This is a genomic window from Gammaproteobacteria bacterium (genome assembly GCA_009845905.1).
Lineage (GTDB): Bacteria > Pseudomonadota > Gammaproteobacteria > Steroidobacterales > Foliamicaceae > Foliamicus.
On record VXYS01000004.1, the window covers coordinates 1 to 12325 of the forward strand.

The 12325-nt window shown below is 64.0% G+C and carries 13 protein-coding genes; 9 read left to right on the plus strand and 4 right to left on the minus strand.

The window, feature by feature from the left end; all coding sequences use genetic code 11:
• The 4 genes from F4036_01550 to F4036_01565 all read left to right on the plus strand — a co-directional run.
• Positions 1-401, plus strand: a 401-nt coding sequence (locus tag F4036_01550; protein MYK36427.1) for a biopolymer transporter ExbD, incomplete at its 5' end; no start/stop codon positions are given.
• A 12-nt stretch (positions 402-413) separates the two neighbouring features.
• Positions 414-821: a biopolymer transporter ExbD gene (locus F4036_01555; protein MYK36428.1), complete on the plus strand. Its 408-nt coding sequence runs from the start codon at positions 414-416 to the stop codon at positions 819-821.
• A gap of 2 nt (positions 822-823) precedes the next feature.
• A complete protein-coding gene (locus F4036_01560; GenBank protein MYK36429.1) occupies positions 824-1465 on the plus strand; it encodes an energy transducer TonB in 642 nt (213 codons plus the stop codon).
• Positions 1466-2743, plus strand: a complete 1278-nt coding sequence (locus F4036_01565; protein ID MYK36430.1) for a hypothetical protein — start codon at positions 1466-1468, stop codon at positions 2741-2743.
• Positions 2744-2745: 2 nt separating this feature from the next.
• On the opposite strand, the gene F4036_01570 is transcribed toward F4036_01565, so the two are convergent.
• On the minus strand, positions 2746-3459 hold the full coding sequence (locus F4036_01570; protein ID MYK36431.1) for a 1-acyl-sn-glycerol-3-phosphate acyltransferase: 714 nt from the start codon (positions 3457-3459) through the stop codon (positions 2746-2748).
• Between the two features lie 12 nt (positions 3460-3471).
• On the opposite strand from F4036_01570, the gene xerD reads away from it, so the two are divergent.
• Complete coding sequence (gene xerD / locus F4036_01575; protein MYK36432.1) at positions 3472-4362, plus strand: site-specific tyrosine recombinase XerD; 891 nt, start codon at positions 3472-3474, stop codon at positions 4360-4362.
• A gap of 125 nt (positions 4363-4487) precedes the next feature.
• On the opposite strand, the gene F4036_01580 is transcribed toward xerD, so the two are convergent.
• Positions 4488-5468, minus strand: coding sequence for an NAD(P)H-quinone oxidoreductase (locus F4036_01580; protein ID MYK36433.1), 981 nt, complete (start codon positions 5466-5468; stop codon positions 4488-4490).
• 16 nt (positions 5469-5484) lie between these two features.
• Between F4036_01580 and moaA the strand changes: the two genes are divergently transcribed.
• The 4 genes from moaA (at position 5485) to F4036_01600 (ending at position 8968) form a co-directional block, all read left to right on the plus strand.
• Positions 5485-6546 (plus strand): GTP 3',8-cyclase MoaA, encoded by a 1062-nt coding sequence (gene moaA, locus F4036_01585; protein MYK36434.1) that lies wholly within the window; start codon positions 5485-5487, stop codon positions 6544-6546.
• 72 nt (positions 6547-6618) lie between these two features.
• On the plus strand, positions 6619-7323 hold the full coding sequence (locus tag F4036_01590) for a hypothetical protein (protein ID MYK36435.1): 705 nt from the start codon (positions 6619-6621) through the stop codon (positions 7321-7323).
• A gap of 3 nt (positions 7324-7326) precedes the next feature.
• On the plus strand, positions 7327-8610 hold the full coding sequence (locus F4036_01595; GenBank protein ID MYK36436.1) for an ammonium transporter: 1284 nt from the start codon (positions 7327-7329) through the stop codon (positions 8608-8610).
• A 22-nt stretch (positions 8611-8632) separates the two neighbouring features.
• The gene (locus F4036_01600) at positions 8633-8968 is read left to right on the plus strand and encodes an STAS domain-containing protein (protein MYK36437.1); all 336 of its coding nucleotides are present in this window, start codon (positions 8633-8635) and stop codon (positions 8966-8968) included.
• A gap of 15 nt (positions 8969-8983) precedes the next feature.
• Here F4036_01600 and F4036_01605 read toward each other — a convergent pair whose 3' ends face one another.
• Both F4036_01605 and F4036_01610 read right to left on the minus strand, forming a co-directional pair.
• Positions 8984-11167: a HAMP domain-containing protein gene (locus F4036_01605; protein ID MYK36438.1), complete on the minus strand. Its 2184-nt coding sequence runs from the start codon at positions 11165-11167 to the stop codon at positions 8984-8986.
• Entirely contained in the window at positions 11164-12318 is a 1155-nt protein-coding gene (locus tag F4036_01610; GenBank protein MYK36439.1) for an ABC transporter substrate-binding protein, read from the minus strand. The genes F4036_01605 and F4036_01610 overlap by 4 nt, the downstream gene beginning before the upstream one ends.
• Between the last annotated feature and the right edge of the window lie 7 nt (positions 12319-12325).

Sequence of the window (12325 nt, forward strand, 5' to 3'; positions counted from 1 at the left end):
GCAAGCACCGCAAGCGGTCGCAGGAAGAGGCCGAGATCAACATCACGCCGATGCTGGACATCGTGTTCATCATGCTGATCTTCTTCATCGTCACCACCTCCTTCGTGAAAGAGCTGGGCGTGGACCTCGACCGGCCGTCGAACGCGCCGGTCCAGGAGCAGAAACGTTCCGAGGTGATCCCCGTCCGGATAGACGCCAGCGGACAGGTGTTCGTCGAGGACCGTCTTGTGCACGTGGGCGCGATCCGCGCCAACATCGTTTCGGGGCTGGCCGGCAAGCCGGACGCCACGGTGGTCGTGATTGCGGACAGGAACGCGGATTCGGGCTTCATCGTGACGGTCGTGGACCAGGCGCGGGTAGCGGGCGCCGCGAAGGTTTCGCTGGCTGCCGCATCAAACTAGGAGCAGGGCGCGATGCCGCAGATACGAAGACGAAAACCGGAAGAAGAGGGCGAGATCAACATCACGCCGATGCTCGACATCGTGTTCATCATGCTGATCTTCTTCATCGTGACCACTTCGTTCGTGAAGGAGCCGGGCATCAGTCCTTCCCGTCCCTTCGCGCAGACGGCGGCCACCAAGGAGCGGGGCAACATCATGATCGCGGTTTCGCGCGACGATCATATCTGGATGAACAAGAATCGCGTGGAATTGACGGGGGTCCGCCAGATGGTCGAGGCGGCGCGCGCGGAAAACCCGGAAAGCAGCGTTATCATCGTGGCAGATCAATCCGCGTCCACCGGCATGGTGATCGACCTGATGGACCAGGTCCGGGTTGCCGGCGTGACCAGCATTGCATTGGCGGCGGAAGGCGAGGAATAGCGATGAACCGGACAAGATGGCGTATGGTCGGGTCGATCGGCGGCGGCGTATTCGTTGCGCTGGTGCTCTTTCTGTTCATGAACACCCTGATTACCGGGGGGCGGGGCCAGCAGGGCGCCGCCACGGCCGGACAGATCGTGGACCTGATACGCGTACAGGAGGACGAGATCGTCCAGACCAAGAAGCGGGTCAGACCCAAGAAGCCGCCACCGCCCAAGGATCCGCCACCGCCGCCGAAGCTGAGGGTGTCCAGCGAGGAGAAGCCGCAGAAGAATCCCATGCGCCTCGATCTCCCCAGGATCGATGTCTCGGGAGCTGCCGGCGGCGGCCCCTTCATCGGCAGGTGGGACCCGGGCGACCCGGCAGCCGAGGGCGAAGCTGTGCCGATCGTGCGCATCGACCCGCAGTGGCCCCGCGAGGCCCTGATGGACGGCACCGAGGGCTACGTCAGGTGTGAGGTGCTGATCGGCCCCGACGGCAGCGTGCTGGACGTCAGGGTCATCGAGGCCGCCCCGGGCCGCCTGTTCGTGCGCAACGCGGTGCGGGCCGTGCGGCGCTGGAAATTCAAGCCGCGAATAGTGGATGGCGTCGCCGTGGAGCGGTGGGCCACGACGAGCATCGTTTTCCAGCTGGACAGCACCTGAATGGGCAGACGCCTTGCGCCGTTGGCATTGCTGGTGCTGGCGCCGCTGGCGGCCGCACAGACCGACCTCGGCAACCTTCCGCAGTGGCACCCGCTACGGTCTGACCGCGTGGCGGAAGAACGGGAGGAGCCGCCAGCGTCCATGAGCGAGAGCTTCTACCGGCGGCTTTCCCGCACGCATGAACTGCTGGACGAGGACAATCTGACCGAAGCGCTGGACCTGATGGACCGCATCCGGACCGACCGGCTCAGCGACTATGAGGCGGCCCAGCTCTATCAGACCTATGGCTTCGTCTACTCTCAGTTGGAAAGGGAAGGCGATGCCTTCGACGCGTTCGAGAAGTGCCTCGAACTGGACGCCCTGCCGACAATGGTGCAACAGGGCATCGTGTACTCGGTAGCGGGCTACTATTCGGGTCAGGAACGCTTCGAGCAATCCAACAGCACCCTGCTGCGCTGGTTCCGTTACGAAGCGGAACCGCGGTCTGAAGCCTACATACTGATGGGCGCCAATTTCGCCCAGCAGGAAATGATGCAGGACGCCTTGCCCTACGTGATTCGCGCCAATGAATTGGCCGAAGCGCCCAATGAGAGTTGGCGAAACCTGCAACTGGCCATCCACGTTGAATTGCGTCAGGTTCCCGAAGCCATCGAACTGTTGAAAGAAAACATCGGAATCTGGCCGGACAAACTACGCTTTTACCAGGTGCTGTCCGGCCTGTATATGGAAGTCAACAACGACGAAGGCGCACTCTCCGCGCTGACCATTCCCTGGCATCGCGGCATGCTGGAAGCGGAATCCGACATTCTGAGCCTTACGCGGCTGAACCTCTTTCTCGAAAATCCGGCCCGGGCCGGTGAAATCCTGAGCCAGGCAATGGAGCGGGGTTATGTCGTAGAGAACTTCGACAACCTTCGCCTGCTGCTGAACTCATGGACCATGGCGCGCGAAATGGACCGCGCCGTGGACGCCATCGACAAAATCGCCGAACTCGCGGACGACGGCGAGTTCTTCCACCGCAAGGCCATGCTTCTGAACGAGACCGGCGACTGGGACGGCGTGGTGAACTCCTGCGCGCGTGCGCTGGAGAAAGGCGGGCTGGAGAACCCCGGCGAGGTATGGATACTGCAGGGCGTTGCACTGGCGGAACTGCGGCGCTTTGATGAGGCCATCGAGGCGTTCGAAAGCGCAAAACGTGACGGGTCCGACAATATCCGCCGCAACGCCAACGCCTGGATCGGCTACGTCCGGGACCGTACCGGAGACACTTCTTCCTAGCGTCAATCCCGCGCCAGCGCGGCCTTCATGGCCTTCCGGCATTCCTGCGCGAGTTGCTCGGCCTGTTGGGAACGGGACCCGGTCCCCGTTACGCTGATCGGATCCAGAAAACGCACCTCGATTCTGGAGGGCGTGAACAGCCAGGAACCCGACGGCAGCAGGCGACGGCAACCGCGAATGGCCACGGGAACGACCGGCAGTCCTCCGGCGGCGGCGGCGGCAAACGCCCCTGGCCGGAAGGGCAGCAGCCCGGGTTCCGGACGAAAGGTTCCCTCCGGGAAAATCGCCAGCGATTGTCCAGAGCGGGCGGCCCTGAGCACGGTCCGCACGTCGGCGATGCGCTCCTTTCCCTCCTCCCGCTCCACGAACACGGCGCCGATACGGCTGAGCATTCGGCCGGCGAGCGGCACCGAGCGCATCTCGCGCTTGATGACCAGCCGGAAGCCGGGAGGCAACAGGGCGCATAGCAGGATTCCGTCGGCGAAACTCTCATGATTGGCGGCAACCACACAAGGCTCCGCCGGCAGGTTCTCGAGTCCCTGCACCCGGGGCCATGCGCCGCCAAGTCGGAATATGACCCCCGAAGCCTTGCGGGCCAACCTGCTGCATCGTTCCACTCCCGGTAGAACCACGATCACCAGGGACGTGGTGAGCGCGATCGTCCAGAACACGGTCCAACCCCAGAGCGTGTAAGGGATTTTCCGAAGCCGCGTCATAATTGGAATTCTATGGCCAGCCCCGAACTTCTTGATCGCTTTCTTGACGCGATGTGGTCGGAACAGGGGCTCGCCCGCAACACGCTTGCCGCGTACGGTTCCGACCTCCGGCTGCTGGAACGGTGGCTGGGCAGGCGCGGCAAGGAACTGACGGACGCCGGCAAGCCGGACCTGCTGACCTTCATCGGCGAACGGACCGCGGAAGGCGTCAATGCCCGCACGCTTTCGCGCCAACTTTCCACCGCGCGGCGATTCTATGGCTACCTGGCGCGGGAAGGCCTGATCGATCGCGATCCTTCGGCGCAGATCGCCGCCCCGCGCGTGGGACGCCCGCTGCCGCACTCCCTGACGGAGAGCGAAGTGGAGGACCTGCTGGCCGCGCCCTCGTTGTCGGACCCGCTGGGAGTGCGCGACCGGTGCATGCTGGAGGTGCTGTACGCGACCGGGCTGCGGGTCAGCGAACTGATCGGTCTGACCGTGTCTCAAATGAACCTGGCCAACGGGGTACTCCGGGTCGAAGGCAAGGGGTCGAAAGAGAGAATGGTCCCGCTGGGTGACGAGGCGGCCGATTGGGTGCGGAAATTCCTGGATGGCGCCCGTCGAGAAATCCTCGGGGAGAGGGTGAGCGACGCGCTTTTCCCCACCCGCAGGGGCGCGGCCATGACCCGCCAGGCTTTCTGGCAGCGGCTGCGCAAGCACGGCGCCGCCGCTGGCATCACGGAAGGTCTTACGCCGCATACCTTGCGGCACGCCTTCGCCACGCATCTGCTGGATCATGGCGCCGATCTGAGGGTCGTGCAATTGCTGCTGGGGCACAGCAGCCTGTCCACGACGCAAATCTACACGCAGGTGGCGCGCAAGCGCCTCCGCGACCTCCACCGCCGCCACCATCCCCGAGCCTAGCGAGGAGTGCCTGCGCCACTGCCTGCCGGGATACGCCGGCAAGCACATCCCTGTGGGCTCGGCTTCGGCATCCCTGCCTCAGACGCTCCCGGCAGGCAGTGGCGCAGGCACTCCTCGCGGGAAAGCTACGGGATGGTGAGGACGAGTTTGCCGCGGGTGAGGTTGGCCTCCATCATGGCGTGCGCCGCTTCCGCCTGCTCCAGCGGAAATGAGCGTTGCACGACGGGGCGGAGTTCGCCTGATTTCAGCAGCGGCCACAGGCGCTGCCGCACCGCGCCGGCAATTTCGGCCTTCTCTTCGTTCGACCGCGGCCGCAGCGTTGAGCCGGTAATCCACAAGCGCGATATCATCACTCGCCGGATATCGAGCTCCGTCTTCGGCCCGCCCAGGGCGGCAATGAGCACCAACCGACCACCGGGCCCGAGACTGCGGAGATTGTCGCGAAGGTAGGGCGCGCCCACCATGCACAGCACGATATCCACGCCCTTGCCGCCGGTTGCGGCTTTCAGCGCCGCGGGCCAGTCTTCGGTCCGATAGCAAGCACCGCCCCAGGCGCCGAGGTCCCGGCAGAAGCGCACCTTTCCCTCGCTCCCGGCCGTCACGAATACACGCGCGCCGAGGGCCGTGCCAATCCCGATGGCCGCGGTTCCGATTCCACTGGCTCCCCCGTGCACCAGAACGGTGTCACCTTCCCGCAACCTTCCGGCGTCCACCAGATTGGTCCAGACGGTAAACCACGTTTCAGGAATGGCCGCGGCCTCCGTCATGGAAACGCCGCTCGGGACCGGAAGGCAGAGGGCTGCCGGCGCCACGCAATATTCGGCGTACCCTCCACCCGAAACCAATGCGCAGACAGGCTCGCCCACGGCCGGGCTTTCCACCCCCTCGCCCACCGTGTCGACATGGCCCGCCACTTCCAGCCCCGGCCATTCCGGCGCGCCGGCGGGCGGCGGATAGATGCCCTGGCGCTGCATGCAGTCGGGCCGGTTTACGCCGGCAGCGGCCACCCGGATGAGCACTTCTCCTGGGCCCGGGGCCGGGCGCGGGTGGTCTTCGACAGCCAGGACTTCGGGGCCTCCGGGCCTGGAAATGGCGACTACGCGCATGTCTTAAGATTAGCGTATGCAGAAACCAGCCGGTAGCGATACAGACATCGTCGAGTTGCGTTCGGGCGTGCGCGACACGCTGGGACGGCCCTTGCGGGACCTCCGTATTTCGGTCATGGACCGGTGCAATTTCCGCTGCCCCTATTGCATGCCGGAAGACATCTACGATCGCAATTTCCGCTTTCTTTCCAGCCGCGAACGCCTGTCTTTCTCCGAAATTGTGCGATTGACCCGGCTGTTCGCCCGAATGGGCGCCTGCAAGCTGCGTATCACCGGCGGGGAGCCGCTGTTGCGCGCAGGCCTCGCCGACCTGATCGGCGACCTCTCGCGGCTCGAAGGCGTCGAGGATATCGCGCTCACCACCAACGGCGTGCTGCTCGCTCAGCAGGCGGCGGCGCTCACCGCCGCCGGGCTGGACCGCGTGACGGTCAGCCTGGATGCCGTGGACGAAGAGCTGTTCCGGCGAATGAGCGGGGGCAGGGGACGCCTCGAGGCCGTACTGGATGGAATTTCCGAGGCGCGTGCGGCCGGATTGGACCCGATAAAGATCAACGCCGTAATCCAGCGCGGCGTGAACGACGGCCATGTGCCCGAACTGGTCGATTTCTTCCGGGGGACCGGAATGATCCTCCGGTTCATCGAGTACATGGACGTAGGCACGATCAACAACTGGAGCGAAACGCAGACCGTGCCGGCCGCGGAAATCGTGGAAACGATTCATCGGCGCTGGCCCCTGCGGGCGCTGGAGGCCAACTACCATGGCGAAGTCGCCCGGCGCTACGAATTCGTGGACGGCCAGGGGGAAATCGGATTCATTACTTCCGTCTCCCAGCCTTTCTGCGGCTCCTGCAACCGCGCCCGCCTGTCCTCCGACGGGCGGCTCTTTACATGCCTGTTCGCCTCCGAGGGGCTCGATCTGCGCGGCCCGATGCGCGACGGCGCCACCGACGATGCGTTGCTGGACCTGATGCGGGGGCGCTGGTCCAGGCGCGCGGACCGCTACAGCGAGTTGCGCAGTTCGGGCCGCGCCGGAGAGGTACCGGACGGAAAAGTGGAAATGTATTACATCGGCGGTTAGTATGCGCGCGGAGAACTCATTTGAGTTCGCGGTATCATTCACGCTTCGGCGCTAAGGGGGGAGAAGGAAGGCATGGCGCTAGGTACTCGAATTCTTTCCGCAACTGTTCTGGTTGCATATATTGGTTTCCCGGGCACGGCCGTCGCGCAGGACGAGTCCCCGATATCCGCGAACCTCGCCGTAACGACGGACTACGTATTCCGCGGCTACACGCAAACAGGCGAGGATCCGGCGATACAGGGCGGACTCGACTGGGCGGATTCCAGCGGCTGGTATGTGGGTACCTGGGCATCCAATATCGATTTCGGTCCGGGCGATGACGCCTCTGTCGAAGTGGACATTTACGGCGGCTACGCCTGGGAAGCGAACGACGTGAGTTATGACGTCGGTTTGCTGTACTACGCGTACCCAGGCGCCGACAGCAATTCCGGCTACGACTTCATCGAAGCCTATGCCGGCCTTGGATTGGACCTGAATGCGGTTTCGCTGTCCGGGGCCGTGCATTACACGCCGGACAATTTTGGCGAGACGGGGACCGGCTGGTATATGACCGGCGGTCTCTCGACCGGGCTGACGGACGCCCTGAGCGTCGATGCGAACGTGGGCTTCTCGCAGGTGACGGAAGATTTCGGCGAGGACTACCTGGACTGGAACCTCGGGCTGAGCTATTCGTTCTCCACGCTTGCGCTCGATCTCAGGTATCACGATACGGACGCGCCCGACTGTGCCGGATCATGCGATGCGCGGGTGGTCCTCAGCCTTTCGGCGGAGTTCTGATTCATGAACACTGACTTTGTCCTCAATACCTTCGCGTTCCTTGTCTGGGGAGCGCTGATCATGTGGATGTGCGCCGGCTTCACGATGCTTGAAGCCGGCTCGGTGCGAACCAAAAACGCATCGGTCATCTGCCTCAAGAACATCGGCCTTTATTCCATTGCCGGGCTGACCTTCTACCTGGTTGGCTACAACCTGATGTACCTGGACGTGGGCAGCGTGATCGGAACGCTGAGTTTGGGCTACGGACCGTCCGCAGAAGAACTGGCGCTGCTTGAGGCCGTGGGCGCGGAAGCCCCTGCGCCGGAAATTGCGGCGGCGGCGGAAGCGGCGGCGGCAAACCAGTATTCCGTCATGTCGGACTGGTTCTTCCAGATGGTCTTCGTCGCGACTACCGCGTCGATCGTTTCCGGCACACTGGCGGAACGCGTGAAACTCTGGTCCTTCTTCGTTTTCACCGCGGTGCTGACCGCAATCATCTACCCCGTGGTGGGAGCCTGGACCTGGGGCGGCGGCTGGCTGAGTCAGATGGGCTTCAGCGATTTCGCCGGCTCGACCATCGTGCACTCGACGGGAGGCTGGGCCGCGCTGGCTGGCGCCATCGTCGTGGGCCCGCGTCTCGGCAAGTTCCGCGCCGCCGGGGGCGTAAAGCCGACTCCGCCTTCCAACGTGCCCGCAGTCACGCTGGGCGTCTTCATACTCTGGCTGGGCTGGTTCGGATTCAACGGCGGCTCGCAACTGGCGCTGGGCGGCGTGGAAAACGCCGTGGCCATGAGCATCGTGCTGGTCAATACGAACCTGGCCGCAGCCGGGGGGGTGCTGGCCGCCCTGATCGTATCGCGCCCGCTGCTCAAGCGGGTGGACCTGCTGGCGGTACTGAACGGCGCCATCGCCGGCCTGGTTTCGATTACCGCTGGCCCTGACATTCTGCCGCATGGGCTGGCCATCCTGATCGGCGCCGTGGGGGGCGTGATCTGTACCGCCGGAATAATGCTGTTGGAGCGCTTGCGTATCGACGACGTGGTCGGGGCCGTTCCCGCCCACCTGTTCGCCGGCATATGGGGCACGCTCGCGGTCTGCATTGCCGGAGGCTACAGCTTCGGAGTACAATTGCTCGGCGTCGTGGCCATCGGAGTGTTCGTTTTCGGCACTTCGTGGGTCACTTGGACGCTGATTGCGAAAGCCATGGGAGCTCGGGTGTCCGAGACGGTAGAGGAACTGGGCCAGGATGTTGCCGAACTGGGCATAGAGGCGTATCCCGAATTCGTGCTTATGCCCGATAGTGATTGATTGGCCTGCTTTAGGAGCAAGAATGGATATCCCAATTGAGCGCAACAACGGAACCCTGATCGCCGCGCCCTCCGGGCGCATAGACGGCTTTAACGCCCAGGATTTTCACCAGACCCTGACCGGCGCCATCAGCGGCGACGACACGGCGGTGCTGGTCGATATGAGCGGTCTGAACTACATAAGCAGTGCGGGTTTGCGGGCCGTTCTCATGATCGCCAAGGCGCTCTGGCAACGCAAGGCCAAGTTCATGTTGTGCTCACTGTCGGGCTCCATAGGCGAAGTATTCAAGATGAGCGGCTTCGACAAGATCATCGAGATCCACGACAGCAAGGACGACGCACTGGCAAAACTGGGATAGGCCCGCGCGGCCCCGTCAGGAGTCTTCAACCTCCAGCGAGAGCGGGAGCCGTACTACCATCCGGGTTGATTCTCCCGGTTCGGTATCGACCGCGATTTCACCTCCGTGCTGACGCACGATGTCGTTCGACAGCGCCAGTCCCAGGCCGGTGCCCTGGTCGGTCGGCTTGGTCGTGAAGAACGGATTGAAGATCTTCCCGATAATGTCGTCCGGAATGCCGCCGCCGTTGTCGTGAATCGCAACCTCGACGCTGTCTGACGTCCGGCGTGTCGACAGTTTGAGAAACGGTTCGTAGGCGCCGTTGCCGCCCTCGGCGTTTTCCTTGACACGGCGATCGTGCGTGGCGTGGCAGGCATTGGTCACCATGTTCAGGAAGACGCGACCCAGGTCCTGCGGCACCACGTTCAGTTGCCTCATTTCGGGGCTGTAATCTTCCTCGATGGTGAGATTGAAGTTGGTGTCGGAAGCGCGGGCGCTGTGGTAGGCAAGCCGCGCGTGTTCCTCCAGCAGTGCATTGATGTCGGTTGGCTGGGAATCGCCGGACCCGCGTCCCATCTTGAGCATGTCGCGCACGATCCGGTTGGCGCGCAGGCCATGATGGGTGATCCGCTCCAGGTTGGAACCGAGGTCGCCGCAGATCTCGTCGATCAGGCCCCGGTCGTCCTCGCTAAGGCTCCCGTCGCCTTCCTCGAAGACTTCCTTTAGCTCCACCACCAGTTCCGACGACACCTCGGAGAAGTTCTTGACGAAATTCAGCGGGTTCTGGATTTCGTGCGCCACGCCGGCTGTCAACTCTCCCAGCTCGGCCAGCTTTTCGCGCATGACGATCTGGTTCTGGGCCCGCTTCAGGTCCTCGAGGACCTGCTCCAGCTCTTCGTTCTTGTCGCGCAGTTCCTGCGCCATGCGCTCGACCAGGTCCAGTCTCTGGGCCTTGAGAGAGGCTTCGCGGAATACCTCCAGCGCCGCGGCCATGTCCGCGACCTCGTCGCGTCCGCTCACATCCACCTTGGTCTTGAGATCACCCGCGGCCATTCGGCGCATACGGCTCGAAAGCCCCTCCAGCCGGCGCAACAGGCTGCCGATGAACAGCGAGCCCATGAGCAGGGCGGCGACAATCGCCACTCCGGTAACGCTCAGCAACAGGACCTGGCCGGTGTCGATGGCCTCGTTGGCGATGTCGGTCGATTCGCGGGCGCTGTCGCGCGCGCCGCTCACCATGCTTTCGGCCTCGGCGCCGAGCTCGATTTCCAGGGTACGGTTGTCCGCCAGCAAACGTCTTTCCTGTGCGGCCAGGTCGAGTTCGCGCCGGCGCAACGCAAACGCCGCTTCCCCGCCGCTTCCCAGTTCATGCAGGCGCTCGGTAGCCGCCATCAACTCCGCGGGCTCAGGCGGATCGCGCAGGGCCGCCAGGTTTCTGGTTATCGCCTCCGATGCCGATTCAAAACTCTCAAGCAGCGGTTCGAGCAATTGCGGATCGCCGACAATGAAAGCCCGGTCCAGCAATTGCACGGCGTTATCCACGTTTACCTTGAGATCGGCCAGGCGCCGATAACGGGCCAGCTCGCCCTCCGAGATGTGCTGCTCTTTGGGCACCGGCTCGGAATCCAGGTCCCGGTAGCCGGTCACGGTGAAGAAATACTGGTCGTCGATGGCGGGTCCCAGCAGCCGTTGCAGGCGTTCGTGCAGTACCGGAATTTCCTGCTGCAGCCGCCCGGCCTGATCGGCGATCAGAAACCGCTCCTCCACCGACCGGTCCAGCTGCTCGATATTGGCCAGCAGGGCGCCGGCCCGGTCGCGCATTCGCTGAATGACGGGATCGTCGCTGGCCTGCGCTTCAAGCGCGTCTATCCGCGATTCGAAAATCTCCCGGTTCGAAGCCACCGAGGTCCGCACGTTCTCCAGTTCCTCCAAGGTTCCCGCCGCCGCAAGCCGCGGGGCCGCGGCCACCAGCGTCCTGCTTTGCTCGGCCACTGCAAAGGCGCCGGTGATCTGGGGAAGGCTGCGATCGACCACGCCCCGCTGGGCATCGGCAACCGTATTGAATGCGAACCAGCTGTTGACGCTCGCGAGCACAAACAGCAACAGCGCCGCGCTGATCCCCATGTACATGCGGACCGAAATCTTGTGCCGCTTCTCAAGAATCTGCGCAATACGTGACTTGAACGCGCCATTGCCGTTGTCCCCTCCGGAATTCATCATCGCGCCCCGGAGGTATCCATCGGCAGGTATTCACCGGCCGGGCTCACGACGGTCAGGTAGACCGCATCCGATCCCTGGTAATCCTCCGCCCCGAACTCAAGCGAAAATCCTCCAAGATCGATCCGGCCCGCATCGCGCAACATCGGCAACACCCGGTCGCGCCGCGGGTCCGGTCCGCATTGCTCCATAGCCACGACGGCCATGCGCCCGGCCAGGTAGCCCTCGAGAGAAACGAATCCGGGCTCGGCGTCCGGAGAAGTCTCCTTCAGCGCCGAAAGATAGTCCTGGACTACCGGAAGCGCCTCGCCCATCAGGGGTGGAACCACCTGCGTCATGAGCAGCCCGGCGGAGCCCAGGCTTTCGCTGCTCAGGTTACGGATCAATGCGTTGCCGCCTGCAAAGGAGGTCGTCATGAAAACCATGTCCAGCTCGAGCTTGCTGCCCCAGTTCAGAAAGGCGGCCACGGGCGCCGGAGCACCCACGATGATGACCGCTTCCGGATCGCCCTCCATCACGTCGAGCAGGGTCGTCTTGACCGCGATGGTGTTGCGCGGATAGACCGCGGTGGCCGCCGGCTTGAGTCCTCGCCGCTCCATGGCCAACTGGGCGCCGCGGAACCCCGCGCGGCCGAACGAATCGTCCTGATAGGCGACCGCCACGCGCGTCAGGCCCCGGCGGGTCAGGAACTCCATCATCGCCTCCGTTTCCTGGTAGTAGGAGGCGCGCAGATTGATTACGTTCTGCCATTGCCCGTCGCGCAGAAAGGGGGCGCCGGTAAAAGGTGCGATGTAGGGCACTCCGGCAGCCGCCGCAACCGGCACCGACGACCGCGCCGTCGGGGTGCCGACCGCTCCGATGAGCGCGAACACCTGGCGCTCATTGATCAGCGTGCGCATGTTCTCGATCGCGGCTTCCGGCTCATAGCCGTCGTCAAGCGAGATCAGTTCCAGCCGCCGGCCGTGCACGCCTCCGTTCCGGTTGGCCTCGTGGAAAGCAGCCTCGATTCCGGCCCGCATCGCCTGACCCAGCCCGCTGGCCGGTCCGGTGAGCGCCGCCGACTGCCCGAACAGAATGCGCTCCGGGTCGACGCCCGGCTCGGCCGAGATCCCCGAAAAAGCCGCCAGCCCGGCGATCAGAACCAGCCCTCGCATGCCCCCC